At 46.8% G+C, this 25253-nt stretch carries 26 protein-coding genes and 1 riboswitch; of the genes, 23 read left to right on the plus strand and 3 right to left on the minus strand.

Translation table 11 applies throughout. The features are described from left to right. The first annotated feature begins 14 nt into the window (after positions 1-14). The 17 genes from BLR65_RS20305 (at position 15) to BLR65_RS20385 (ending at position 13817) form a co-directional block, all read left to right on the plus strand. Positions 15-200 carry a 4Fe-4S dicluster domain-containing protein gene (locus tag BLR65_RS20305; protein WP_093796006.1) on the plus strand — a complete coding sequence of 62 codons (186 nt, stop codon included), beginning with the start codon at positions 15-17 and terminating at the stop codon, positions 198-200. Between the two features lie 19 nt (positions 201-219). Continuing rightward, positions 220-1350 (plus strand): 2-oxoacid:acceptor oxidoreductase subunit alpha, encoded by a 1131-nt coding sequence (locus BLR65_RS20310; protein ID WP_093796007.1) that lies wholly within the window; start codon positions 220-222, stop codon positions 1348-1350. Between the two features lie 12 nt (positions 1351-1362). Further along, complete coding sequence (locus BLR65_RS20315) at positions 1363-2181, plus strand: 2-oxoacid:ferredoxin oxidoreductase subunit beta (RefSeq protein WP_093796008.1); 819 nt, start codon at positions 1363-1365, stop codon at positions 2179-2181. Further along, positions 2182-2706: a 2-oxoacid:acceptor oxidoreductase family protein gene (locus BLR65_RS20320; RefSeq protein WP_093796009.1), complete on the plus strand. Its 525-nt coding sequence runs from the start codon at positions 2182-2184 to the stop codon at positions 2704-2706. Positions 2707-2825: 119 nt separating this feature from the next. Next, positions 2826-3563 (plus strand): 5-oxoprolinase subunit PxpB, encoded by a 738-nt coding sequence (gene pxpB / locus BLR65_RS20325; protein WP_093796010.1) that lies wholly within the window; start codon positions 2826-2828, stop codon positions 3561-3563. A gap of 13 nt (positions 3564-3576) precedes the next feature. Further along, a complete protein-coding gene (locus BLR65_RS20330) occupies positions 3577-4602 on the plus strand; it encodes a 5-oxoprolinase subunit C family protein (RefSeq protein WP_093796011.1) in 1026 nt (341 codons plus the stop codon). 54 nt (positions 4603-4656) lie between these two features. Further along, entirely contained in the window at positions 4657-5448 is a 792-nt protein-coding gene (locus tag BLR65_RS20335) for a putative hydro-lyase (protein ID WP_093796012.1), read from the plus strand. Positions 5449-5490: 42 nt separating this feature from the next. Further along, the gene (locus BLR65_RS20340) at positions 5491-6252 is read left to right on the plus strand and encodes a LamB/YcsF family protein (protein ID WP_093796013.1); all 762 of its coding nucleotides are present in this window, start codon (positions 5491-5493) and stop codon (positions 6250-6252) included. 114 nt (positions 6253-6366) lie between these two features. Then, positions 6367-6729: a hypothetical protein gene (locus BLR65_RS20345; RefSeq protein ID WP_093796014.1), complete on the plus strand. Its 363-nt coding sequence runs from the start codon at positions 6367-6369 to the stop codon at positions 6727-6729. Between the two features lie 77 nt (positions 6730-6806). Further along, entirely contained in the window at positions 6807-8453 is a 1647-nt protein-coding gene (locus BLR65_RS20350; protein WP_093796015.1) for an acyl-CoA mutase large subunit family protein, read from the plus strand. A 92-nt stretch (positions 8454-8545) separates the two neighbouring features. Then, complete coding sequence (locus BLR65_RS20355) at positions 8546-9739, plus strand: NRAMP family divalent metal transporter (RefSeq protein ID WP_093796016.1); 1194 nt, start codon at positions 8546-8548, stop codon at positions 9737-9739. Positions 9740-9817: 78 nt separating this feature from the next. After that, the gene (locus tag BLR65_RS20360) at positions 9818-10219 is read left to right on the plus strand and encodes a cobalamin B12-binding domain-containing protein (protein WP_211285198.1); all 402 of its coding nucleotides are present in this window, start codon (positions 9818-9820) and stop codon (positions 10217-10219) included. Between the two features lie 34 nt (positions 10220-10253). Beyond that, entirely contained in the window at positions 10254-11192 is a 939-nt protein-coding gene (gene meaB, locus BLR65_RS20365) for a methylmalonyl Co-A mutase-associated GTPase MeaB (RefSeq protein WP_093796018.1), read from the plus strand. Positions 11193-11213: 21 nt separating this feature from the next. Beyond that, positions 11214-11621 carry a methylmalonyl-CoA epimerase gene (gene mce, locus BLR65_RS20370; protein WP_093796019.1) on the plus strand — a complete coding sequence of 136 codons (408 nt, stop codon included), beginning with the start codon at positions 11214-11216 and terminating at the stop codon, positions 11619-11621. A gap of 45 nt (positions 11622-11666) precedes the next feature. Next, complete coding sequence (mmdA, locus tag BLR65_RS20375) at positions 11667-13196, plus strand: methylmalonyl-CoA decarboxylase subunit alpha (protein ID WP_093796020.1); 1530 nt, start codon at positions 11667-11669, stop codon at positions 13194-13196. A gap of 20 nt (positions 13197-13216) precedes the next feature. Further along, complete coding sequence (locus tag BLR65_RS20380; protein WP_093796021.1) at positions 13217-13420, plus strand: hypothetical protein; 204 nt, start codon at positions 13217-13219, stop codon at positions 13418-13420. 19 nt (positions 13421-13439) lie between these two features. Continuing rightward, the gene (locus BLR65_RS20385) at positions 13440-13817 is read left to right on the plus strand and encodes a biotin/lipoyl-containing protein (protein WP_093796022.1); all 378 of its coding nucleotides are present in this window, start codon (positions 13440-13442) and stop codon (positions 13815-13817) included. Between the two features lie 92 nt (positions 13818-13909). On the opposite strand, the gene BLR65_RS20390 is transcribed toward BLR65_RS20385, so the two are convergent. The 3 genes from BLR65_RS20390 to BLR65_RS20400 all read right to left on the minus strand — a co-directional run bounded on the left by BLR65_RS20390 (position 13910) and on the right by BLR65_RS20400 (position 19038). Further along, on the minus strand, positions 13910-15886 hold the full coding sequence (locus tag BLR65_RS20390; protein ID WP_245692947.1) for a methyl-accepting chemotaxis protein: 1977 nt from the start codon (positions 15884-15886) through the stop codon (positions 13910-13912). Between the two features lie 116 nt (positions 15887-16002). After that, the gene (gene gdhA, locus BLR65_RS20395; RefSeq protein ID WP_093796023.1) at positions 16003-17358 is read right to left on the minus strand and encodes an NADP-specific glutamate dehydrogenase; all 1356 of its coding nucleotides are present in this window, start codon (positions 17356-17358) and stop codon (positions 16003-16005) included. 534 nt (positions 17359-17892) lie between these two features. Beyond that, positions 17893-19038 (minus strand): trans-sulfuration enzyme family protein, encoded by a 1146-nt coding sequence (locus BLR65_RS20400; protein ID WP_093796024.1) that lies wholly within the window; start codon positions 19036-19038, stop codon positions 17893-17895. 77 nt (positions 19039-19115) lie between these two features. Next, positions 19116-19213: riboswitch (SAM riboswitch) on the minus strand. A gap of 180 nt (positions 19214-19393) precedes the next feature. Between BLR65_RS20400 and hydE the strand changes: the two genes are divergently transcribed. The 6 genes from hydE to BLR65_RS20430 form a co-directional block, all read left to right on the plus strand. Then, complete coding sequence (gene hydE, locus BLR65_RS20405; protein WP_093796025.1) at positions 19394-20440, plus strand: [FeFe] hydrogenase H-cluster radical SAM maturase HydE; 1047 nt, start codon at positions 19394-19396, stop codon at positions 20438-20440. Positions 20441-20463: 23 nt separating this feature from the next. Continuing rightward, on the plus strand, positions 20464-20799 hold the full coding sequence (locus BLR65_RS29950; RefSeq protein ID WP_093796026.1) for a YezD family protein: 336 nt from the start codon (positions 20464-20466) through the stop codon (positions 20797-20799). A 289-nt stretch (positions 20800-21088) separates the two neighbouring features. Beyond that, entirely contained in the window at positions 21089-22213 is a 1125-nt protein-coding gene (locus BLR65_RS20415) for an ABC transporter substrate-binding protein (RefSeq protein WP_373657743.1), read from the plus strand. A 200-nt stretch (positions 22214-22413) separates the two neighbouring features. Beyond that, entirely contained in the window at positions 22414-23349 is a 936-nt protein-coding gene (gene cysK, locus BLR65_RS20420; protein WP_093796028.1) for a cysteine synthase A, read from the plus strand. Positions 23350-23509: 160 nt separating this feature from the next. Next, positions 23510-24292: an acyl-CoA dehydratase activase gene (locus tag BLR65_RS20425; RefSeq protein ID WP_093796029.1), complete on the plus strand. Its 783-nt coding sequence runs from the start codon at positions 23510-23512 to the stop codon at positions 24290-24292. A gap of 29 nt (positions 24293-24321) precedes the next feature. After that, on the plus strand, positions 24322-25253 hold a 932-nt coding region (locus tag BLR65_RS20430), incomplete at its 3' end, for a double-cubane-cluster-containing anaerobic reductase (RefSeq protein ID WP_218130652.1).

Consider the following 25253-nt stretch of genomic DNA (forward strand, 5'->3'; position numbering starts at 1 on the left):
GGGGAGGTGAGGTAATGAAGATAAAAACAATCGTTGCCCATTGTAAAGGATGTGGCATTTGTATAGAGTTTTGTCCTAAAAAAGTTCTTGAATTAAATGAAATGGGCAAAGTCAATGTCGCTCAAGAAGAGGAATGCGTAAGTTGCGGCCAATGTGAGCTGCGTTGTCCGGACTATGCCATCTTTGTCAGAAAAGGGTAATTTAGGAGGTATCAATCCAATGTCTAAAGCAGTATTAATGCAAGGCAACCAGGCTTGTGCCGAAGGGGCTATTGTTGCGGGCGCACGGTTTTTCGCAGGCTATCCCATAACCCCTTCGACAGAGATCGCTGAAATGCTTGCCAAAAGACTTCCCCAGGTCGGTGGGACTTTTATTCAAATGGAAGACGAGATTGCCGGTATTGCCGCTGTAATCGGCAGTTCGATAGCCGGAACAAAATCACTGACAGCCACAAGTGGACCGGGTTTCTCACTCAAACAGGAGCTTATCGGCTATGCTTCGATAGCGGAAGTACCTTGTGTGATTGTAAATGTGCAGCGTACCGGCCCAAGTACCGGTCAGCCGACCTCGCCTGCGCAGGGAGATGTTATGCAGGCTCGCTGGGGCTCGCATGGCGACAGGGGAGTAATTGCACTTAGTCCGTCGAGTGTTCCGGAAACTTTTACGCTTACAATTGATGCTTTTAATCTGGCTGAAAAATACCGTACGCCTGTTGTTCTCTTATTGGATGAAGTAATTGGCCATATGCGCGAAAAATTTATCATGCCGGACGTTAATCAACAAGTTATTTTTAATCGCAAGAAACCGACTCTGCCGCCCAGTGAGTTCTTACCATACAAACCGGATGAGGATGGTGTTCCGCCAATGCCGGCATATGGCGACGGCTATCGTTTTCATACAACCGGACTAGTTCATGATTACACCGGATTTCCCACCGGCAGCAATGCTGTTACTAACGAAGTCATTGACCGGCTTCACACCAAAATTACAAACCACCTTGACGATATTGTGAAATACGAGAATTTTAAACTGGACGGGGCGGAAATAGCGGTGGTTGCTTTTGGCGGGACTGCCCGCAGTGCGTATGCTGCCGTCGAAAATGCGCGGTCACAGGGGATTAAGGCCGGTTTATTCCGCCCGATTACGATTTGGCCTGCGCCGGAAAAACAACTTTCAAGACTGGCGGCCAATGTCAGTACGATCATTGTGGCTGAAATGAATCATGGCCAATATGTAAGTGAGGTTCGCCGGATTGTAAACGGTGAAACAAATGTAATTTCACTGGCGAAATGGAATAACGAACCGATTACGCCGGCGGAGATGCTTGCAGCTATTCAGGCAAGCCGCTAAGGGGGGAGCAGTATGGAAAAATTATTAGCAAAATATTTTCGGCAAAATTTGCCGCATATCTGGTGTCCGGGGTGTGGAAACGGGATTGTTACGGCAAGTGTTGTCAGAGCAATTGATAAGTTACAGCTTGATCAGGATAAGACGGCAATTATATCCGGTATTGGTTGTTCGTCACGGGCGTCAGGTTATCTGAATTTTGATACTGTGCATACAGCCCATGGACGGGCCATTCCGTTTGCTACCGGCATCAAGCTGACTAAGCCTGATCATAATGTAATCGTACTTACCGGAGACGGCGATGCCACCGCGATTGGCGGCAATCATTTTATTCATGCCGCACGCCGCAATATTAACCTTACGGTTGTTGTTTATAATAACAGCATTTACGGGATGACAGGCGGCCAGTATTCGCCGTTGACACCGCATATGAGCATGGCAACTACGGCTCCTTATGGCAATGTTGACCGGCCGTTTGATTTATTTGAACTTGCCAAAGGGGCTGGCGCCACTTTTATTGCCAGGGCAACAACGTATCATGCCAACCTGCTTGCCAACCTTATCGCCCAGGCCATCAGTCATAAGGGCTTTGCTCTTGTGGAAGCCATTTCTGCATGCCCGATCTCTTTTGGACGCCAGAACAAAATGGGCGGCCCGGCTAATATGATGAAATGGCAGCGGGATCATGCTTTTATGATAGAAGCTAAAGCTAAAATGGATCCAACCCAGCTTGAGGGGAAATTCCCTATTGGCGTATTATATCAGGGCGAAGGTCCGGAATATGTGACTGAGTACCAGAAGGTAATTCAGCGGGCGATGGGGAGTGAAAAATAAATGAGAGAATTTCGATTAAGCGGCTCCGGCGGACAGGGGCTGATTCTGGCCGGCATTATTTTGGCAGAAGCTGCTATCGGTGACGGTAAGGAAGCGGTTCAGTCACAGTCTTACGGCCCGGAAGCGCGTGGCGGCTCCAGCAAATCGGAAGTAATTATCAGTGATTCGGCAATTTATTATCCCAAAGTGGAGAACCCGGATTTTCTGCTGGCAATGACGCAAGAAGCACTTGATAAATATAGCGGTGACCTTAAAGCGGATGGCGTTCTCGTAGTGGACAGCACCTTTGTTAAGGAAGTGCCTGAGCGCTTCCAAAAGGTGCATGCAGTACCTATTACGCGGCTGGCCAAGGAACAACTGGGACGAGATTTATTTGCCAATATTATTGCGTTGGGAATAGTTGCCAAGATTACCAAGGCCGTAAGTCTTGCCGCCTTGGAACAAGCTGTGCTGGCACGCGTTCCCAAAGGAACGGAACAAAAAAACAAACAGGCATTGGAACTGGGAATTGCTTCGATAAAATAAAATGAAAAACGCACAAGGTAGGAAATCCTTGTGCGTTTCCTGACATAGTCCAGTTGTATAGATAAGCTTGGCGTGCGATACAAAAACTTAGATACTTATAAACGGAAGCTGGTGAAGAAATGAATGGTGTGGAGTTGTTCTATGCGGGCGAGCAGGGGCTGGTCGTAGAGTTTGGCAAGGGTATTGATAAAACGGTCAATCGTAAGGTTCATAATTTGACAAAAAAATTAAGTAACAGAGCCAATAAGGCAATTCTGGAAATTGTGCCAACCTACCGGTCATTGCTTGTTTATTTTGACCCAATTATTATGAAGCGAAAAGATTTGATTGCGCAGGTTGAAACTTTGCTGATGTCTGAAAATTGCGAATTACCGTCAGCGGAGAAAGCGGAAAAGGCCAAGATTGTCCACATTCCTGTTTGCTACCAGGAAAAGTTTGCTCCTGACTTGGAATTTGTAGCCGAGTATAACGGGATTTCTGCGGAAGAGGTTGTTCGTATTCATACGTCTACTCCTTATTTGGTTTATATGCTTGGGTTTACACCTGGCTTTCCCTATCTTGGCGGTATGTCACCCCAGATAGCGACGCCGCGTCTGGAAAAACCCAGAGTAAAGATTCCGGCCGGATCTGTTGGTATCGCCGGCAGTCAAACCGGTTTTTATCCTATTGAAAGCCCGGGAGGCTGGCGGTTAATTGGCCGTACCCCCGTAAAAGCCTTTGACCCGGCTGCGGCCAATCCATTTCTGTTTGCTGCCGGTGATTATTTGCAGTTTGAGCCAATTTCACTAAAAGAATATACCGATATTCGCCAGCAGGTGGATGCAGGCCAGTATCTTCCTGAAATTTCAGAATTATAGAGGGGGTGAGAAGATGTTTACAACAACAAATCCGGGATTTTTTACAACCATTCAGGATGGCGGCCGTTGGGGCTATCAAGCATACGGTATGCCGGTGGCGGGAGCCATGGATCGCTATGCATACCGGGTTGCCAATCTTTTAGTTGGCAATAACACAAATGCTGCTGCTATTGAAATGACGATACTTGGCGCTTCCTTCAAATTTGACGAGAGTCAGCTGGTTGCTCTATGCGGCGCCGATATGCAGGCCAAACTGGATGGTGTAAGTGTAAAAAATTGGTCTGCCTTTGTTGTACAAAAAGGCAGCGAACTTAAGCTGGAATATGCTGTGACAGGCTGCAGAGCCTATCTGGCTGTTCGCGGCGGCATTGACGTACCCAGTGTGCTGGGGAGCCGCTCAACCTATACGCGTGCCAAGGTTGGCGGCTTGGAAGGACGGGCTCTTAGTCAGGGCGATGTGCTGAATGTCGGCAAGGAAACAGAAACCGAAGCTCAGGCGGGAAGCCTGGAGGCTCACTATATTCCCCAGTATGAACAAAGTTTGACATTACGCATTCTTCTGGGGCCGCAGGATGATATGTTTACGGCGGAAGCAGTAGCGACTCTGCTAAAGAACGGGTATGTCATTACGGATGAGGCGGACCGTATGGGGTACCGGCTGGTAGGTCCGAAGATTACCCATAAGGATAAAGCCGATATTGTATCGGACGCATTGCCTTTTGGCGCGATTCAAGTACCGGCGCATGGGATGCCGATTATCATGATGGCCGACCGGCAAACCACCGGCGGCTACGCTAAAATCGGCACAGTGATCGGGCCGGATTTATCTAAACTTGCACAAGCCAAGCCGGGTGACGAAGTCTGCTTCAGGCTATGCTCGGAAGAGGAAGCAATACAGGCTTTACAAGCAGAGCAGCAAGCGTATGCTGATATTGCCCAAAGTATTCAGCCGGGCAAGCGGGTTTCTGAAACGGTCCGTCAGTTTACCATTACCATCGGCAATCAGGGGTATACCGTCCAAGTGGAAGAGTGCGATTAAGGCTCGCACTTGAACGAGATAGGATTGTGTAATAAAGGAGAGGAGCTGTAAGACATGGAGAGTTTAGGCTGTATGAATTCCCAGGATGTGAGGAGCTTGATCCGGAAAAAGCAGTTAGTAAAACCAACCGCCGGTATAGCGCAAGGTTATACGCAGGCTAATTTAGCTATTCTGCCCAGGGAATTGGCCTATGATTTCTTATTGTTTGCTCAACGTAATCCCAAGCCTTGTCCGATACTTGACGTAACTGAGGTGGGGTCGCCGAAACCCAGGCTGATCGCACCGGGAGCAGACTTACGTTACGATATACCCAAGTACCGGGTATATAAACAAGGTGTGCTATGCGATGAAGTGCTTGATTTAGAGAAGTATTGGAGCAACGATTTAGTGGCCTTTTTGCTGGGATGCAGCTTTACTTTTGAAACACCTATGCTGAAAAATGGCATACCTGTGCGGCATATTGAAGAGAACTGCAATGTTCCCATGTATATTACGAATATGGAATGTAAACCGGCGGGGATTTTTTCCGGCCCTATGGTTGTCAGTATGCGCCCGATTCCTGCAGAATTAGTCGTACGTGCTGTTCAGGTAACATCACGTTTCCCCGCGGTTCATGGTGCCCCCGTCCATATTGGGTCTCCGGAAAGAATCGGCATTAAAGATATTAATAAACCGGATTTCGGCGATGCAGTTACGATCAAGCAAGGGGAAGTGCCGGTGTTTTGGGCTTGCGGCGTTACTCCCCAGGCAGTGGCAATGCGGGTAAAACCTGATTTGATGATTACTCACGCTCCGGGATATATGTTCATCTGCGACATTCGCGATGAAGACCTGTCGGTGTTTTAAAACAAACGAATCAGTCCTGAAAAAGAGTAGGAGGTTGTTAGCATGAATATCGACTTGAATTGTGATATGGGAGAAAGTTTTGGAATTTATACTCTTGGCCATGATGAGACAGCCATGCCTTATGTAACTTCAATTAATGTTGCGTGTGGTTTTCACGCATCAGATCCCAATAATATTGTTAAGACAATAAAAAAGGCAAAAAAGTATAACCTGGCGATTGGGGCGCACCCTTCTTTTCCTGATTTGGTAGGGTTCGGCAGACGGGCTATGGCGGCATCGCATGAGGAGATTTACGCGGATGTCGTTTATCAGATTGGCGCCTTAATGGGTATTTGTAAAACCGAAGGCCTTACCCTGCAGCATGTTAAACCCCATGGGGCTCTTTATAATATGGCGGAAAAGGATAGTAAGGTAGCGGCTGCCATTGCCAAAGCCATAAAAAGCATTGATCCCAATCTTTACATGGTTTGTTCCTGCGGTTCGATGATGGTGCAAGGGGCTCAAGCTGTGGGGGTTAACTATGTGGAAGAGGCATTTGCGGATAGAGCTTACACGAAAGACGGCACACTGGTACCAAGGCGGGAGCCGGGAGCGGTTATTCAGGATCCTCAGGCGGTGGCCGACAGGGTACTCGCCATAATTAAGAACGGAAAAGTACAATCGATCGATGGATTTGACGTGGCGTTAAAACCACAAACCATATGCGTGCATGGCGACACGCCGGGAGCTGTTGATATGATCAAGGCAATTAGAACAAGACTAGTTCAGGACGGAATTGCAGTTAGACCATTCAGCGTTAAATAATGTGCCCGGTCATGGTGTAATCGATCCATGCGGCCGCTTGGGATTGATTGCATCATGACCTTATAGCAAGAAGCGTAAGTTTGACAGGAAGGGACAAGCATTGAGGTGCGATGAATGCAGGCGATAAATTTTTCTTTACCCGAGTCCTATAGTATTTTGCAAGCGCAAAGCTCAGGCTGCACCATCCGTTATGGCGTTAAAACAGACTGCTATCAAGAGGGACAAGTCGTAGATATTACTGTCGGTGACACTTATATGAAAAAGGTAAAAGTTTACACTGCCTATATTGATAAAGTATTGGTAAAGCCAATTGCTTTGCTGACAGGCCGGGAGATAAAAGGGGAAAACCAAAAACTAAATACCGTTGATGAGTTTCTGGTCTGGTATGGCCGTGTCTTAAAAAAAGCAGTGAGTGGTTCAGATCTTGTTACGGTCATTTATTTTTCTGAGATAACGGGTTGCTATGGTGAAGTTTAGGCAAACTGCCGGCATAAATTATTTTTATCTTCGCGTCAAAAGTAACAACAGATTAGTAAGTTAAAGGAGAACGAAAAATGTCCGATGAATCGATAAAAGTCAAACAGGCGGCGTATGAGGCTAAGGTTGAAAAAGTAACGGCAAAAAATCCTGAACGCAAAAATCTGCCGTATAACAGACTCTATAGTCCACTTGATCTTAAAAATTTTGATTATGAGCATAAACTCGGCTTCCCGGGTGATTATCCCTATACCCGCGGCGTGCAGCCCACCATGTATCGCGGCCGGTTTTGGACCATGAGAATGTATGCCGGCTTTTCCACGGCCGAAGAATCCAACAAGCGCTATCGTTATCTAATCGAGTCAGGAGCCACCGGGTTATCCTGTGCCTTTGACCTGCCTACGCAGATTGGCTATGACTCTGATGACGCAATCGCCGAGGGTGAAGTAGGCAAAGTAGGCGTGGCTATTGACTCGCTGGCCGATATGGAGCTCCTGTTTAGCGGCATAGACCTTGGCAAAGTTTCTACATCCATGACGATTAATGCTCCGGCTGCCGTACTGCTAGCAATGTACATTGCGGTTGCGGAAAAGCAAGGCGTAAGTCTTGACCAGCTTAAAGGCACTATTCAAAACGACATTCTCAAAGAATATGCGGCTCGCGGTACGTATATCTTTCCTCCCAAACCGTCCATGCGCCTTATTACCAACATTTTTGCATATTGTTCAAAAAATGTCCCCAATTGGAATACCATTTCTATTTCGGGTTATCACATTCGGGAAGCCGGTTCGACCGCATCCCAGGAAATTGCGTTTACCATTGCGGATGGAATTGCCTATGTCGAAGCTGCTATCAAGGCCGGCCTGAATGTTGATGATTTCGCAGGCAGACTGTCTTTTTTCTGGAATGCGCATAACAACGTATTGGAAGAAGTGGCCAAGTTCCGGGCTTCCCGCCGTATCTGGGCCAAAATCATGAAAGAACGGTTTGGGGCGACCAAACCCAAATCCATGATGCTGCGGTTCCACACCCAGACCGCCGGTTCCATGCTTACAGCCCAGCAGCCGGCTAACAACATTGTCCGGGTTGCTCTGCAAACCGCGGCGGCAGTTCTTGGCGGGACCCAGTCATTACACACAAATTCGCAAGACGAAGCTTTGGCATTGCCTACGGAGGATTCGGTACGGGTAGCTCTCAGGACGCAGCAGATTGTTGCCTATGAAAGCGGCCTGGCTGATGTTGTTGACCCGTTAGGGGGCTCTTACTTTATCGAAGCGCTTACCGATAAGATTGAACAAGAAGCCATGGCATATATTGAGAAAATTGATGAACTCGGCGGGGCTGTTGTTGCTATTGAAAAAGGTTATATTCAAAGAGAGATTCAGGAAAGTGCCTACAAATGGCAAATGGAGGTTGAGTCCAAGCAGCGGATTATTGTTGGTGTCAACAAGTTCCAGATAGAGGAAAAGCCGGTAGAAGGCCTGCTGCGGGTTGATGCTTCTGTAGGTGAACTGCAAAAACAAAAGCTGGCTGAACTGCGTGCCAAACGGGATAATGCGGCTGTCAAGGAAAAACTGGCAAAACTTGATGCGGCTGCTCAGAATGAAACAACCAATCTTATGCCGTTTATCCTGGAAGCGGTTAAGGCGTATGCAACCCTTGGCGAAATCTGCGGTGTACTGCGTAAGGTATTTGGCGAATACGAAGCGCACGTAAGCTTATAACAAACCATCACCTACAGGAACGTTATATCAAAAAAGTTATGTGGCAAGCTGTAACCATTTTACAATCAAATAATTGAGGAGTGTGATCGGCAATGGGGGAGAGTAAAATAGAGAATAGATTTAAAGGATCTTATCTCGGCGCTATTTTTTTGATGGCCATCACGGCAATTGGCCCGGGATTTTTGATGCAAACCACCGTGTTCACTCAAAAAACAGGAGCCAGCTTTGGCTTTGTAATCTTGGCGTCGGTAGTCATTGATATTTTGGTTCAGATCAATGTTTGGCGGATTATCGTTGCTTCCGGTATGCGTGGCCAGGAAATTGGCAATACGGTCCTGCCAGGGTTAGGTTACTTTATTTCGATTTTAATTGTAATGGGCGGTTTATGTTTCAACATCGGCAATGTCGCCGGCGCATCATTGGGGCTAAACGTTTTGTTTGGCACATCCATTCAAACCGGCGCCATCATTAGCGGTATCATTGCTTTATCTATTTTCTGTTTTAAGCAGATAGGCAAAATCATGGACAGCTTTGTAAGCAGCTTTGGTATTGTCAGGATTCTGCTGGCTGTATTTGTCGCTGTAGCCGCTATGCCGCCGGTAGGTGAAGCGGTCGTTAAATCTTTTGTGCCTGATCAGATTGATGTCATGGCACTGATCACCCTCATTGGCGGCAGTGTAGGCGGCTATATAACATTTTCCGGTGGACACCGGCTTTTGGACGCTGGCATCCAGGGCATAAAATATATTCCGCAGGCAACGCGCAGCGCCGTAAGCGGTATTTTAATTACCGGTGTTATGCGTGTGGTTCTGTTCTTAGGCGCTCTGGGTGTTATCGTACATGGCCATTTTATCGATCCGGCGAATCCGGCTGCTTCGGTCTTCCAAGCCGCGGCAGGCGACATAGGCTATAAGCTGTTCGGTATTGTAATATGGTCAGCCGGTACGACTTCGGTTATTGGCTGTGCGTACACGTCGGTATCCTTCTTAAAATCTTTTAGCAAAAAAGTCGATGAATATTACAGTAAAATCATCATCGGATTTATTATTTTTTCGACGATTGTATTTGTTATCGTTGGCCAGCCGGTTAAAGTGCTTGTAGTCGTGGGGACAATCAATGGGTTTATCCTGCCGCTGGCTTTGGCTTCAATATTAGTCGGGGCTTACAATAAAAAGATTGTCGGTGAATACAAGCATCCTGTCTGGATGACCGTTACCGGTGTTCTTGTTGTTGCTATCATGGGCTATATGAGTGTACGTACCTTTATTAATCAATTTTTAATGTAACCATAGTATGTTTTACTTTCTGTAGGTGATAGGTTCTTTTAAATAGACAGTTTAGATATTTGAGGTAGGAGGACAATCATGGAACCAAGAATTAGAGTATTAGTAGCTAAACCCGGACTTGACGGTCATGACCGCGGTGCAAAAGTCGTAGCCCGGGCACTGCGTGATGCCGGTTTCGAAGTAATCTATACCGGCCTTCGCCAAACCCCGGAGCAAATTGCAGAAGCAGCCCTGCAGGAAGACGTTAATGTTGTGGCGTTGAGTCTGTTGTCAGGCGCCCATAATACCCTGTTTCCTAAAGTGGTAAAGCTGTTGCGGGACAGGAAGATGGAGGATGTACTGATTATTGGCGGGGGAGTAATTCCTGATACGGATATTCCGGGATTAAAACAGGCTGGCATTGCCGAGGTATTTACCCCCGGTACAGCCACCGCCAGTATTGTGGAATTTATTAAGACTAAAATTGCGGCAAATTACTAAACGGCTAGCCGGATTATGAGGTGGTGGAAAATCAGTGGACATCGTAGACGAAATGTTAAACGGGTCCAAGCGTGCTCTCGCCCGGGCGATTACGATGGTTGAAAATGAATGCCACGACGCTGCCGGTATGATGCGGCGGCTTTATCCGCGAACCGGCCGGGCACAGGTAATCGGCATAACCGGCCCGCCGGGAGCAGGTAAAAGTACGCTGACCGACAAGCTGGCCAAAAGATTGCGGCAGCAGGGAAAAACAATCGGGATTATTGCTGTGGATCCGACGAGTCCTTTTTCCGGCGGTGCCATCTTAGGAGACCGAATCCGCATGAATGAATTAATACTGGATGAGGAAATATTTATTCGCAGTATGGGAACCAGAGGCAGCCTTGGCGGCTTGTCACGGAAAACAGCGGATGTAGCCGCTGTTCTTGACGCGTTTGGTAAAGATGTTATCTTTATTGAGACAGTAGGCGTTGGACAGTCGGAGGTTGATATTGTAAAGGCTGCCGATACTACGGTGGTTGTCTTGGTTCCCGGGCTCGGTGACGACATTCAGGCCATAAAGGCGGGAATTCTGGAAATCGGTGATATTTTCGTAATTAATAAAGCGGATCGTGAGGGCGCCGAACGCCTTAACAGCGAGCTTGAAATGATGCTTGTCCTTAATCAGGGGAATTTGGCCTGGCAGCCGCCCATCAAAAAAACGGTGGCCAGCAGTGGAAACGGCATCGAAGAACTTGTAGATGCAATTGACAGTCATGTTAAGTATCTGACTAAGTCCGGTGAACTGCACCGTCGGCGCAGCCTGCGGGCAAAAAATGAACTGCTGGCCCTTATGGAGGCGAGCGTTGGCCGTTATATTGTTAACAGGATAAACCAGTCAGGCCGGTTTGAATCGATGATAGCCAGTATGGAACGGCGTGAAAAAGATCCCTATACAGTTGCCAACATTATTTTGTCAGAATGCTTAAAATAGCGGTACGGAGGAGAAAACAGGATGTTTAACGTGCTCAAAGTGGATCACATTGGCATTGCGGTGAAGGATTTGGCCGCCGCCAAGAAGTTTTATACAGATGTTCTAGGTATGAATGTTCAAGGTGAAGAAGTTATTGAACAGCAAAAGGTAAAGGTTTGTTTTATTCCCAGCGGGGACAGTGAAGTGGAACTGTTAGAATCAACATCGCCTGACGGACCTGTTGCCAGGTTTATTGAAAAAAACGGTGAGGGAATTCAGCACATTGCGCTGAGAGTTGACAATATCGAAAATGCCTTAAAGGAACTTAAAGCAAAAGGAATCCGGTTGATCGACGAGTCGCCGCGCTATGGCGCCGGCGGTGCAAGTATTGCTTTTGTTCATCCGAAAGCTACTGGCGGTATCTTACTTGAACTTTCGGAACGAAGTTGATCCGGGGAGTTTACTATATATATCGTTTTTATAGGGGGGTAGGTTATGGCTACAGTTCAGGAAAAGATAACGCAATTAAAAAAAATCCAGGGAAAAATCATACTTGGCGGCGGAGAAAAACGGATTGAAAAGCAACACGCCAAGGGTAAACTGACTGCCCGTGAACGGATAGACAAACTATTGGATCCTGGCACATTTGTGGAACTCGATCAATTTGTCAAACATCGCTGTACGAATTTTGGCATGGAGGCTACAGTAGCACCCGGCGAAGGTGTGGTAACCGGCTATGGGACTGTCGACGGACGGCTGGTTTATGTTTTCGCGCAGGACTTTACCGTTATCGGCGGCTCGCTGGGAGAAATGCATGCTGCCAAAATTGTTAAAGTGCAGGACTTGTCGCTGAAAATGGGGGCGCCGCTGGTTGGTCTTAATGACTCCGGTGGCGCGCGGATCCAAGAAGCTGTGGACGCACTGTCCGGCTACGGGAAAATTTTCTACCGCAACACCCAGGCTTCCGGTGTAATTCCCCAAATATCAGTCATTATGGGTCCTTGTGCCGGCGGAGCAGTTTATTCGCCTGCTTTGACTGACTTTGTATTTATGGTTAAAAATACAAGTCAGATGTTTATCACTGGTCCGCAAGTCATTAAATCGGTTACGGCCGAAGAGGTTACCGCCGAAGAATTAGGCGGTGCCATGACTCATAATGCTACATCCGGTGTGGCTCATTTCGCGGCGGAGAACGACGACGATTGCATGCAAAAAGTACGCTGTCTTCTAAGCTTTTTACCCAGCAATAATCTGGAAGACGCGCCAATTGTTGCAACCGGCGACGACCCAGACCGGATTGAGCCCGGACTGAATGCCATAGTGCCTGACAATTCAAATCAGCCCTATGATATGCTTCAGGTTATTAGAATGATTGTGGACAATGGTGAATATTACGAAGTCCATGCCCACTATGCCGCTAATATTATTACCTGCTTTGCCCGGTTTGACGGTCAGACAGTCGGTATTATCGCCAACCAACCGGCAGTCATGGCCGGTTGTCTGGACATTAATGCCTCCGATAAGGCTGCCCGCTTTATCCGGTTTTGCGATGCATTTAATATTCCATTGGTCAATATTGTTGATGTACCTGGCTTTTTGCCCGGTACCGGCCAGGAATACGGCGGTATTATCCGCCATGGGGCCAAGATGTTGTACGCCTACTCCGAGGCGACAGTGCCGAAAATAACACTGATTACAAGAAAAGCCTATGGCGGATCGTATTTGGCAATGTGCTCGCAGGATCTGGGGGCTGATCAGGTGTTGGCATGGCCTTCGGCTGAAATTGCCGTTATGGGCCCGGCAGGCGCTGCCAATATTATTTTTCGGGGCGACCCGGAAGTGGCGGCAAAAACCGCTCAGTATGTAGAGGAATTTGCCACTCCTTATAAGGCTGCCGAACGCGGTTTTGTCGATCAGGTTATTGAACCTAGTGAAACCAGACCGCGGATTATTACCGCTCTGTCGATGCTGGCCAGCAAACGCGAAGAGCGGCCGGCAAAGAAACATGGCAATATTCCATTGTAAATTGCTGGTAGGAGAGGACAGTGAAGCACGTGAAAGAAACACAAGGTATTACGCCGGAAATCGTTGCTGCAATTAGTGCCGGCATTGGCATTGTGCTTGGCGAAGACAGGGCAAAGCCGGGAAAAAGCCGGCAAGGCATCCTTGCCCTCCGGATTAACCGTACACAAAGAGTTTGGATTGATAGCGGCCGACAAAATAATATGAATAATCGTCTGGTTAGATAAAAAGGTGGGAACAAGAGAAATGAGAAAATTTAGGGTTACTGTCAATGGTGTTACCTATAACGTCAAGGTACAGGAAGAAATCAAATCTGTTGCTGCTGTTGCCGGCAGTCAGGCTGTTGTTCCTGTTGCTCCTGCTGTTGCAGCCCCATCTCCGGCTGCTGCTCCGGTGGATATTGCCGCCGGCGATACTGCGGTTAAGGCACCAATGCCTGGCAAGGTTACTAAAGTTCTCGTAAAAAAAGGTGATAGGGTTAAAAAAGGTGATGTCCTGCTGATTCTTGAAGCCATGAAGATGCAGAATGAAATCACTTCTCCGGCCAGCGGCTGTGTTAAATTGATGAATATAGCCAATGGCCAAGGAGTTAAACCCGGTGAAGTGATGGCTGTTATTGGTTAGCGATTTGTTTATCAAATAAAATTGACAAACCCCGCTATTAAGCTGTGAGGCAAAAAGCGGGGTTTCATCTACTTCAAGCACTTATTCAAATACTAAACTCTAAACTGACTGACAGCCGTCTGAAGATCCTGAGCTAGATTGGCAAGATTTTGGCTGGATGAGGCAATTTCCTCCATAGCCGCCGATTGTTCTTCGGTCGCTGCCGACACGGTTTGAGCTTGACCAACTGCGGTTTTGCTGTAATCGTCGATTTCGCCCACTGCTTCCACAATCTGTTGAGTACTATTGGCCATCTGCCGAATAGCAGCGGAAATCGATTTCACTTGTTCCGCTACTTGTGTTACCAGTGTGGCAATTTCTTTAAAGGTGTGTCCGGCCATAGTGACAACCTCGGTTCCAACTTTGACCTCGCGCGTACCTTCGCCCATAGCAAGGACGGCTTTATCGGTGTCCTTTTTGATATCATTAATGAGGGCGGCGATTTGCTTGGTTGCGGCTTGTGACTGTTCGGCAAGCTTGCGGACTTCTTCCGCCACAACGGCAAATCCTTTTCCTTGTTCGCCTGCTCTGGCCGCTTCTATCGCCGCGTTGAGAGCAAGAAGGTTTGTTTGCCCGGCTATACCGGCTATCGCATTGACAATCTGCCCGATTTCCTTAGATCCTTCGCCTAACTTCGTAACAACTGCCGCTGAATTGTTGACAGTCTGCTCGATATGAAGCATCTGACTAACGGCTTTCTCTACCGCTGCACTACCTTCTTTGGCTTTATCAGCAGCTTGAACGGATTGTTCGGCTACCTGGTTGGAACTGGCCGCTACTTGTTGGACGCCGGCTGACAGTTGTCCTATCACAGACGATGTTTTGTCTGTTGCCTTTAATTGCTCTTCTGCACCGTTGGCTACATCGCTAATAGCGCCGGCAACTTGACTGACAGCCTGAGCTGACTGTTCGGCGTTGGCTGTCAGTTCTTCGGAAGAAGCTGCTACTTGTTCAGCACCGGCTTGTATTTTACGAATCAACGCAACCATATTTGTCGTCATTTTTTCAAAGCTCCCAGCTAACTGACCCAATTCATCCTGTGATATGATATTTAATTTTCCTAACCGCAAATCGCCGCCGGCAACCTTTTCTGCTATTTGCCGGATAACATCAATAGGTTTTACAATGCGCAGCGTCATTTTGTATGTAATAAAGACACTAATGATAAGGCTTAACAACGTTAACAGGAAGAACACTAACAGTAAAGAATTCAGACGATTGGCCAATTCCCGCATTTCCATATTGGCCGCAATTGCCCAGTCTGTTCCCGCAACCGGTGCATAGGCCGCGAGCTGTTCAACGCCATTGAAGCTATACTTGGCAATTCCGGCTTCACCCTGTGCCATTTTTTCAGCAGCGTTTTTTAAGTCTGCTGAAATTGTTTTATCCGCAAGCAGATTGAGGTTCATTACGAAATCCATATTGGGATGGACAATAATAAAACCGTCTTTTTGCATCATAAAATTACTGCCGGTTTGGCCAACTTTGGTTAGATTAACCTGCTCCTGAATAATGCTGAAGGGAATATTGGCACCAACCAAGCCAATAACTTTTCCGTCTTTTTTTATCGGCGAAGTAACGATAATTGATAATTTGCCGGTTGACTTATTTAACAGTACTTCCGAAAAAACAGTTTTTTCGGTTTTCATAACGTCCTGAAAATATTTCCGTTCCTTAACAGATCCTTTCCAGCCCCGCGACGAAAATCCATCGCCATTACTATTAGCAACAAATATACCGTCATAAAGATTTAGTCTCTTATCCTCTTGCGTAATATACGCAAGAATGGTTTCCGGATTACCGGCAACCAAATCATTGGTATTCGCCAGCATTTCCATATCATTTTGCCGCGCAGACAACCATAAACTGCACTCTTTGCTAATAGCATCGGCCTGTATTTTGAGCGTATCTTCTGTCTGTCCTGTTAATAGCTCGCTGCATTTCCAATAACTAAAACCCGCAACAACCGTCAATGCTAAACTCATCATAATGGCGATCGCAAGCATCAGTTTTGTTTTAATACTTTTCATGTTTATACCGCCCTCTATAATTAAATTTTAAAAAACAATGGGGATATTCAAGCCGGTCCTAGCTTCGAATACCCCATTGTTTTTTTATTTAACTGTTTAATTACACATTGATTCTTTTACACCAAGCCTTGTGCTTTCATTGCCTCGGCGACTTTAATAAACCCAGCTATATTGGCGCCAACAACCAGGTTGTCTTTAAACCCATAATTTTCAGCCGCCTTACTGGCGTTTTTATAAATATTAAGCATAATCGTTTTGAGTTTAGCATCAACTTCCTCAAACGACCAGGCGATCCGCATGCTGTTTTGAGACATCTCCAGGCCGGAAACGGCTACGCCGCCGGCATTGGCCGCCTTGGATGGTCCAAGATATACGCCATTTTCCAGGAAGTATTCAATTGCGTCGTTAGTGCAGGGCATATTGGAGCCCTCACATACAAACTTTACGCCGTTGGCAACAATTTTTTTGGCATCTTCCAATAGAATTTCATTTTGCGTGGCGCAAGGAATAATAACATCCACTTTAACTCCCCACGGTTTTTCACCCGGGAAGAATTTAACGCCATATTTATCCGCATAATCTTTTACCTGGTCGCGGCAGGATGCTCTCAGTTCAAGTAAATATTCGATTTTGTCGCCACTGATGCCGTCAGGATCGTATATATAGCCGTCAGGACCTGAAAGGGTAACAACTTTGCCGCCCAGTTCCGTAACCTTTCTAACCGTTCCCCAGGCAACATTGCCAAACCCGGATACAGCCACAGTTTTGCCTTCAAAGGAGGTTCCTTTGGATTTCAGCATTTCCTGGCAGAAATAAACAATGCCGAAGCCGGTAGCTTCCGGGCGAGCCAGACTGCCGCCATAGGATAGGCTCTTGCCGGTTAAAACGCCATTTTCATAACTGCCGCGGATTCTTTTATATTGCCCGAAAAGGTAGCCAATCTCCCTGCCGCCAACGCCAAGATCACCAGCCGGCACATCTGTATTCGGGCCGACATACCGATACAATTCGGTCATGAAGCTCTGGCAGAACCGCATAACCTCGTCATCAGATTTGCCTTTCGGGTCGAAATCGGAACCGCCTTTGCCGCCGCCCATCGGTAAACTTGTTAGCGAATTCTTAAAGGTCTGCTCAAACCCGAGAAATTTAATAATTCCGAGATTCACCGATGGATGAAAGCGCAAGCCGCCTTTGTATGGTCCAATCGCGCTATTAAACTGCACCCTGAAGCCGCGGTTCACTCTTACTTTGCCGTTGTCATCCATCCAAGGTACACGGAAAATAAACTGACGCTCCGGTTCTACAATCCTATCAACAATTCCGAGTTCAATATATTCGGGATTCTTCTCAAGAACAGGAACTAAAGAACTAAGCACTTCCTGCACAGTTTGGTGGAATTCCGGTTCATTAGCGTTTCGTTCAACCACTCGGCGATAAAGTTCGTCACAGTACTTTTGAGCATTGGTAGTCATAGTAAGATCCCCCTTAATGTTTTTTGTTGATCAATGCATCCAATCAACTTTCGTTATGCTTCTTCGCGAACACCATGTACGTTACTAAATGAATCTAAAGCGAGTACATCTAGAATAAAATTTTTACACAAATGTCACACGCTTACGACTTGCAACAATCAATTTCAAATAGATACACCTCACCTTCTATAAAATATAAAAATCTATTATATTTTCCAGGGTATAACACAACATATTAAATTTTGTATACTGTATTATATCTATAAGAAATAGCAGGTCCTCCTTTGAATAGTAATAAATTCTACTATTAAAAAATTTAATAATATTTAGATATTTTAAAATGGACTCTTTTTAAGGTAATCCGCTTTTGTAGAATCGTATGCACTAGACCCTTCATAGACCTTTCAATATTTATCATATCATTAATGGAGATATTGGTAAAATTGAAAAAATAAATACGCATATTCTATTTTATTGAAGGCAGGGATAAGGAAACGCTGCCTATTACCGCTATCATTACAATTAAAATGGTTGTTATTGTTCCAGCGCTTGCGCCAAATCGGCAATGATGTCCTCAACATCTTCAATGCCGACAGACAAGCGCAGTAGACAGTCGCTGATACCCAGGCGTTCACGGATCGTTACTGGGATGTCGGCATGGGTTTGTATGGCCGGGAAGGTGATTAATGATTCAACACCACCAAGGCTTTCGGCAAATTGGAGGACTTTCACCTTGCGCAGCACCTGCGCGGGCAGACGGGGATGATCCACGACAAATGACAGCATACCGCCATAGCCTGTAGCCTGTGCATCCTGGATTGCTTTGCCGGGATGGTCTTTTAAGCCGGGATAATAAACCTTGGTAACACTGGGATGTTGAGTGAGCCATTCGGCGACCGCCTGCGCATTTTTTTCGTGTTGGCGGAGCCTGATTGCCAGTGTTTTGATGCCCCGCAGCAATAGCCAACAGTCTTGGGGCCCCAGGATAGAGCCGGTAGCATTTTGAATAAAGCCGATCTTTTCACAGAGGAGGGGATCGCCGGCCACCACCAAACCGCATACTACGTCATTATGGCCGGACAGGTATTTACTGCCACTGTGGATAACAATGTCCGCACCAAGCGTTAGCGGACGCTGCAGATAGGGTGATAAAAAAGTGTTATCAACAATGACGTGAATGGGCTGGGCGCCGGCTTCACGGGCGATTGCCGTGATAGCTTTGATATCGGCGATTTTCATCAGCGGATTGGTAGGAGTTTCCAAAATTATTGCCTTGGTTGCCGGCTGCAGTGCCTGACGCACCTGCTGGGTATCACTGGTGTCGACGAAAGTGGCTGATAAGCCAAACTGAGTAAACAATTTGTCCAAGACACGATAGGTTCCGCCGTAGCAATCTTCAGTAATGATCAGATGATCGCCGGGACGATATAGCATGAGGACTGCTGTAATAGCCGCCATGCCAGAGGCAAAGGCAAAGCCTGCCTGGCCTTCTTCAAGGGCTGCCAGGGTTTCTTCGACAGCTTTGCGGGTGGGGTTCTGACTGCGGGAATAGTCGTAACCGGTGCTCCGGCCAAGCTCCGGGTGACGGAAGGTGGCGGTCTGATAGATCGGCGTGCTGATGGCACCTGTGGATTTATCGGTAACCAGGCCGGCGCGAACAATTTTGGTGGAAATTTTCATCGACAATCATCTCCTTAAAGTTAGGATTCGCAATAAAAAGACGGCTTTCCGTAAGAAAAGCCGTCTGCTCACGTAATTACTCATCTTCCGGATTGCTCCGCTGGAATTAGCACCTTGCATAAATGCCGGTTGCCGGGTGTCATAGGGCCAGTCCCTCGACCACTCTTGATAAGTTTATTATTCACATGTAAAATTCTTGCATTTAACTTTGCCACAGTTATGTGGTTTTGTCAATAGAAAATTTTGATTGGTCAGCTATGCCTTCTTTTTTTATTGACGTCACTAAAAAAACCATATATCATGAGTAAAAAAGGAAGTAAGTGTTTTACGGAAGAGAAGGAGAGGTATTAATACCATGTCTGCTGGGAGAGATATTCAGGCATTAATTCGCAAAGTCGAAGTTACTCATGCTCTTGCTAAAGACGATGTTGTTGCGCTGTTAAGGGACACTCACTATGTGGAGGATTTTTTTGCCGCGGCTGACCGGGTTCGACGGAAATATGTGGGCGATGACGTGCATTTGCGCGGATTGATTGAATTTTCCAATATATGCAAGCAAAATTGTCTGTACTGCGGTCTTAGGCGTGATAACCACAAGCTAAAACGGTACCGGCTGAAACCGGAAACCATTGTTGAATTTGCGGAAAAAGCCCAATCCTATGGTTATCGTACCGTTGTGCTGCAGTCTGGTGAAGATGAATGGTTTGATGTTGAGACCATGACTTACTTAATAAAAAAGATCAAAGAAATGGATTTGGCAGTAACTTTGAGCGTGGGCGAGAAACCGCGTGAAGTCTATCAAAAATACCGGGAAGCCGGTGCCGATCGCTATTTGCTCCGCATCGAGACTACTGATAAAGATTTGTATGAAAAACTGGACCCGGGAATGAGTTGGGACAACCGGGTGCGGTGTTTGATTGATCTGAAAGAATTGGGCTTTGAACTGGGAACCGGTTGTCTTGTGGGCATTCCCGGGCAGACGGTGGAATCCTTAGCCGATGATATTCTGTTTTTTAAAAAACTGGATGCCGATATGATTGGCGTAGGCCCCTTTATTCCCAATCCGGATACGCCGCTGGCTGCCGAGAAAGGCGGTACTTTTGAGCAAAGTACCAAAGTCATGGCTATGACGCGTCTGCTGCTGCCTGATAGTAATATTCCGGCCACGACCGCTATGGAATCGTTAAATCCGCAAGGTAGGGTACTGGCGCTACAACGGGGGGCGAATGTGGTTATGCCCAATGTCACTGAAGGAGAATACCGTCAGCTATACCAGCTTTATCCGGGAAAAATTTGCATAAATGACACGCCGGCTCACTGCCGTTTTTGTATTACCGGAAAAATTCTGGGGATTGGTCGAAGAATTTCAGAGACCCAGGGATTTCGTGTCAAGCAGGCATAATTCTCCCAGAAAGGAGTTTAGCAATGGGTAATCATGTTTCCGATCAAATTCTTGGTCTGATTGAACAGGCTGTGCTGACGATCAGTTTTGGCTCTGTTACATTGGTACTACAAGATTCAAAGATTATTCAAATGGAGAAGCTTGAGAAAATTCGAATTGACGGATCGGCGGCTAAACCGGTGGCAGGTAAGCCTGCAACCGGTGGGCCTGCTCTTAGGACACGCCTGTTGCAATCAGTCAGCGGTATGGAATATGGCAAGGTAGTTATCCAAATCCAGGCAGGTCAAATTACGCAAGTTGAAAGAACGGAAAAATACCGGGTTACCAAGTTGACCGGCCTTTATGGAGATGGAATATAATAAAATTTTAGAAAAATAGGCAGCCTTTTCGCTAGCGAAGAGGTTGTCTTTTTTATACATGTTAAAAGTACATGTGTTTTCGTATAAAATACAATAAATAGTATATTGACAAGAATCGTGTTAACGTGTATAGTTTGTTTTGAGTACAAAATACATAAAATCCTTAATGCAGATACACTCTGAGCGGAAACCTCTGACTATCCGGGGCAGGAGTAAGCTGTAAAGGAAAAGGGGGAGTAAGAGAAAAATGCGAAAAAAATTTATGGCAATAGCCATGAGTACATTGCTGATGGCAGGCGCATTGGCCGGTTGCGGCGGCGGCGCCAAGCAAGAGGCTAATGAAATCAAGATTGGTGGAAACTTTGAGTTAACCGGTAGTGTCGCCAATTATGGCAAACAGGCCGTTAACGGTATTCAGTTGGCTATTAAGCAGGCCAATGCGGCCGGTGGGATTAATGGAAAACAAATTAAATTAGTCATGGCTGACAATAAGTCAGAGGCTGCGGAAGCAACCAACGCCATCACTAAACTTATTACCCAGGATAAGGTTGTCACGGTTTTAGGGCCTGCGACCAGCTCCAATACGATAGCCACCTTACAGGTATCGCAAGACAACAAAGTTCCGCTGATTACACCGACAGGAACCAGTGAAAAAATTACCGTTGACAATGGAAAAACCCGTCCCTATGCATTCCGGTCCTGTTTTATCGATCCGTTACAGGGGACTATTATGGCCAATTTTGCCAGCAATACCCTGAAAGCGAAAACTGCGGCTATCTATATTGACAGCAGTTCCGATTATTCAAAAGGGCTGGCCCAATCCTTTGAATCTGTATTTACCAAAAACGGCGGTCAGATTTTAGGGCAAGAAGCTTTCTTGCAAAAAGATCAGGATTTCAAATCCACACTGACCAAGATAAAAGCCATGAATCCTGATGTTGTATTCTTACCGGCCTATTATGAGGAAGTAGGTAAAATCGTCAAGCAGGCCCGGGAGATGGGGATGAATATGCCATTCCTCGGAGCAGACGGCTGGGATGATGCTAAGGTGGTAGAAATTGCCGGCGCGGCGCCGCTTAATAATACCTATTTCTGCAGTCACTTCTCTTCCCAGGATACCGATCCTAATGTCGTGAAATTCCGGGAAGCCTACAAACAAGAGTACAACCAAGAACCTGGCGTTTTTGCCGCTCTTGGTTATGATGCCGGCTTATTCTTGATCGATGCGCTCAAACGGGCCAACAGCACTGATCCTGCTAAAATCCGTGACGCATTAGAGCAAACCAAGAATCTGCAGTTGAGTACAGGCATGATGACGGTAGATGCGAACCATAACCCAATCAAGAGTGTGGTTGTACTGGAAATGAAAGACGGCAAGCAAGTCTTTAAGGAAAAAATTGCGCCGCAATTATAATTCCGAAAAGTGATTGACAGTTTCCGATTGGCGTGCTAACATATAAATAATAAACCAATAGTTTTGCTGACCGGAAAACCGGAGGCAATCGGCGGCTGAGTTAGCTTCGATTGCCTCTTTTTATTTTCTTAGGTCACACTATACTTAATTGCAGGTAACAAGGTTAGAATATTATTAATCAAAGTGGAAGGGTGAATGATATGGCTAAAATTTATCAAAATCTGACAGAGCTGATTGGCAATACGCCACTGCTTGAACTGAAAAACTTCGGTGCAAAAAGAGAAATAGGCGGTAAGGTACTTGCCAAGCTGGAATATTTTAATCCTCTTGGCAGTGTTAAAGACCGCATTGGTTACGCCATGATTAAAGATGCCGAAGATAAAGGCTTGATTAATAAGGATACGGTTATTGTAGAGCCAACAAGTGGTAATACCGGAGTGGGCCTGGCATTTGTCGCTGCCGCCCGCGGTTACAAGCTGATTCTTACCATGCCGGAAACCATGAGTATTGAACGGCGCAAATTGCTTAAAGCGCTAGGTGCGCAGCTTGAGCTTACCCCGGGCGCTAAAGGCATGAAAGGGGCTATTGAGCGTGCGGAGGAACTTGTGGCAACAACTCCTAATGCCTGGATTCCGCAACAATTCAAAAACCCGGCAAACCCTGAAGCGCATCGTAAAACGACAGCGCAGGAAATCTGGAGCGATACGGATGGAGCCGTTGACATTGTTATCGGCGGTGTTGGCACAGGCGGTACAATTACCGGGATTGCCGAGGCTCTTAAAGAGCGCAAGCCTGGTATCGTCGCTGTGGCCGTAGAGCCGGCTGATTCACCGGTGCTGTCGGGCGGCAATCCCGGTCCGCACAAAATTCAGGGAATTGGCGCCGGTTTTGTACCGGATGTATTTAACGCCAAGGTAATTGACGAAATCTTTACAGTAAAAACGGAAGAAGCCTTCCAGGCGGCCAGAGATGCTGCCACTACTGAGGGATTGCTTGTGGGGATATCCAGCGGAGCAGCGCTGCATGCGGCTTCTGAGCTGGCTAAGCGTCCGGAAAACAAGGGGAAAAACATTGTTGTTATCCTGCCGGACACTGGGGAACGCTATTTGTCAACACCTCTGTTTGGCGAAGAGTAATTTATCAAGACCTTATAAAGCACTCCAACGCGCTTGGCGCGTCTGGAGTGCTTTTTTTGCCTTAACGGCAGGAATAACAAAGTGAACAGCGAATAAAACCATAGATTATTTTTATTATACTGTTTAATTTTATCTATTAATATGTGATAGCAGGTGATTTATGAAACAAACAGTAGTTGCCGGTATCGATGCCGGTTCTTCAGCAATTAAGCTTAGTCTGTATGATGGCGTACGGGTGACAAGTGTAAGCTGTCCATCCGGCTGGAACCCCAGAGAGCAAGCTGCTGCCCTGCTTAAGTCAGCTCTTGCTCAACAGGAGGTTGCCGCGCCGGTTTGCATGGTAGGAACAGGGTACGGACGGTTTAACTTGCCTTTCGTCACCAAAGCCATGACGGAAATAACCTGTCACGCCCGCGGTGCTGCCTATTTGCTGCCTGAGGCTAAAACGGTTATTGATATTGGCGGGCAGGATGCTAAGGCCATACGGATTGACGGACAAGGCAAGGTGCAGGACTTTGTTATGAATGATAAATGCGCTGCCGGGACAGGGCGGTTTCTGCAGGTTACGGCGAACGCCCTGGGCCTTGATGTGGCTGAAATTGGCCGGATTGATACCAAGGCTGCGAGTTCGGAATGTACGATTAATTCGATGTGTACCGTATTTGCTGAGTCTGAGGTTATCGGTCTGGTCAACAGGGGAATTGCCCGGGAGGCAATCATTGCCGCGCTCTATGTTTCCATTGCGAACCGGGTGGCAGCTATGGCAGCGGGAATTCAGCCGGCACCGCCGGCAGCCTTTACGGGCGGTCTTGCTCAGAATCAGGCTCTCAGGACTGAGCTTGCTACAAGGCTCGGGCTGCCGGTCATTACCCATGATCAGGCCGTGTTTGCCGGATCGATCGGAGCGGCTCTTTTTGCCTGGGATGCGGTTCAGGTCAATTAAGATCAATACAAGAATTGGGGGAAATGGTTATGGCCGATATGTTTACTGTGCTCAAACAGATCAAAGAGACCGGAAAAAAAGTGGTAGGGTTCTATTGTGTCTATGCGCCGCAAGAACTTGTGCTGGCGGCGGATGCGCTTGGCTTCGCCCTATGCGCCACCAAAGAGGAAGCGATTCCTGACGGGGAAAAAACGCTGCCGCGCAATTTTTGTCCGTTGATTAAATCCTCCTATGGCTTTGCCGTAACAGATAAGTGTCCCTATTTTCTCTATTCAGACATAATTATCGGCGAAACAACCTGCGACGGCAAAAAGAAGATGTTTGAGCTTATGCAGAGCTTTAAGCCGGTTCACGTTATGAAACTGCCGCAGACGTATCTTGATGAAACTGATAAGGCCTATTGGTTAAATGAAGTAAGAATACTGAAAGATGTTTTAGAAAAAGAACTGGGAAGCGAGATTACTGATGAAAAGCTGCGGGCAGCGATTAAAGTCCTTAATGAGGAACGGCGGTTGATGCAAAAGCTGGCCGAATGTATGAAACATGACCCGGTTCCTATGACCGGACAGGATTTCTTGAAACTTATGTGGGGCAGAAACTTTGTGCTTGACCGGGCGGAGTTTGCCGCGCAAATCAAGGCTGTTACTCAGGATATGGAAGAAGCGATTGCTAAAGGGGAAGCTGCTTTTCCTAAAGGCGCTAAACGCATTTTGGTTACCGGCGTGCCAACAGGCGTTGGTTCAGAAAAAGTCATCAAAATCATTGAGGATTGCAGTGCCGCTGTTGTCTATATTGAAAATTGCTCCGGCATGAAACAGTTTGTTACGCTTGTCGATGAAACCAAACCGCCGCTGGCGGCCATTGCCGAAAAGTATCTGGCTACTCCCTGTTCCTGTATGAGTCCTAACCCAATCCGCCTTGAGAATCTTGCGAAGCTGCTTAAAGAGTATCGTATCGATGG

Origin of the sequence: Sporomusa acidovorans (assembly GCF_900101845.1) — a bacterium.
In the GTDB taxonomy this organism is placed as follows: domain Bacteria; phylum Bacillota; class Negativicutes; order Sporomusales; family Sporomusaceae; genus Sporomusa; species Sporomusa acidovorans.

Bases quoted from the DNA above. Each gene is read 5' to 3' on its own strand.
- BLR65_RS20355 (WP_093796016.1), top strand. From the start codon at position 8,546: ATGGGGGAGAGTAAAATAGAGAATAGATTTAAAGGATCTTATCTCGGC.
- BLR65_RS20310 (WP_093796007.1), top strand. From the start codon at position 220: ATGTCTAAAGCAGTATTAATGCAAGGCAACCAGGCTTGTGCCGAAGGG.
- BLR65_RS20390 (WP_245692947.1), bottom strand. From the start codon at position 15,886: ATGAAAAGTATTAAAACAAAACTGATGCTTGCGATCGCCATTATGATG.
- BLR65_RS20345 (WP_093796014.1), top strand. From the start codon at position 6,367: ATGCAGGCGATAAATTTTTCTTTACCCGAGTCCTATAGTATTTTGCAA.
- BLR65_RS20360 (WP_211285198.1), top strand. From the start codon at position 9,818: ATGGAACCAAGAATTAGAGTATTAGTAGCTAAACCCGGACTTGACGGT.
- BLR65_RS20335 (WP_093796012.1), top strand. From the start codon at position 4,657: ATGGAGAGTTTAGGCTGTATGAATTCCCAGGATGTGAGGAGCTTGATC.
- BLR65_RS20315 (WP_093796008.1), top strand. From the start codon at position 1,363: ATGGAAAAATTATTAGCAAAATATTTTCGGCAAAATTTGCCGCATATC.
- BLR65_RS20425 (WP_093796029.1), top strand. From the start codon at position 23,510: ATGAAACAAACAGTAGTTGCCGGTATCGATGCCGGTTCTTCAGCAATT.
- BLR65_RS20320 (WP_093796009.1), top strand. From the start codon at position 2,182: ATGAGAGAATTTCGATTAAGCGGCTCCGGCGGACAGGGGCTGATTCTG.
- mmdA (WP_093796020.1), top strand. From the start codon at position 11,667: ATGGCTACAGTTCAGGAAAAGATAACGCAATTAAAAAAAATCCAGGGA.
- BLR65_RS29950 (WP_093796026.1), top strand. From the start codon at position 20,464: ATGGGTAATCATGTTTCCGATCAAATTCTTGGTCTGATTGAACAGGCT.
- mce (WP_093796019.1), top strand. From the start codon at position 11,214: ATGTTTAACGTGCTCAAAGTGGATCACATTGGCATTGCGGTGAAGGAT.
- BLR65_RS20400 (WP_093796024.1), bottom strand. From the start codon at position 19,038: ATGAAAATTTCCACCAAAATTGTTCGCGCCGGCCTGGTTACCGATAAA.
- cysK (WP_093796028.1), top strand. From the start codon at position 22,414: ATGGCTAAAATTTATCAAAATCTGACAGAGCTGATTGGCAATACGCCA.
- BLR65_RS20330 (WP_093796011.1), top strand. From the start codon at position 3,577: ATGTTTACAACAACAAATCCGGGATTTTTTACAACCATTCAGGATGGC.
- BLR65_RS20305 (WP_093796006.1), top strand. From the start codon at position 15: ATGAAGATAAAAACAATCGTTGCCCATTGTAAAGGATGTGGCATTTGT.
- gdhA (WP_093796023.1), bottom strand. From the start codon at position 17,358: ATGACTACCAATGCTCAAAAGTACTGTGACGAACTTTATCGCCGAGTG.
- pxpB (WP_093796010.1), top strand. From the start codon at position 2,826: ATGAATGGTGTGGAGTTGTTCTATGCGGGCGAGCAGGGGCTGGTCGTA.
- BLR65_RS20385 (WP_093796022.1), top strand. From the start codon at position 13,440: ATGAGAAAATTTAGGGTTACTGTCAATGGTGTTACCTATAACGTCAAG.
- BLR65_RS20415 (WP_373657743.1), top strand. From the start codon at position 21,089: ATGGCAGGCGCATTGGCCGGTTGCGGCGGCGGCGCCAAGCAAGAGGCT.
- BLR65_RS20340 (WP_093796013.1), top strand. From the start codon at position 5,491: ATGAATATCGACTTGAATTGTGATATGGGAGAAAGTTTTGGAATTTAT.
- BLR65_RS20350 (WP_093796015.1), top strand. From the start codon at position 6,807: ATGTCCGATGAATCGATAAAAGTCAAACAGGCGGCGTATGAGGCTAAG.
- hydE (WP_093796025.1), top strand. From the start codon at position 19,394: ATGTCTGCTGGGAGAGATATTCAGGCATTAATTCGCAAAGTCGAAGTT.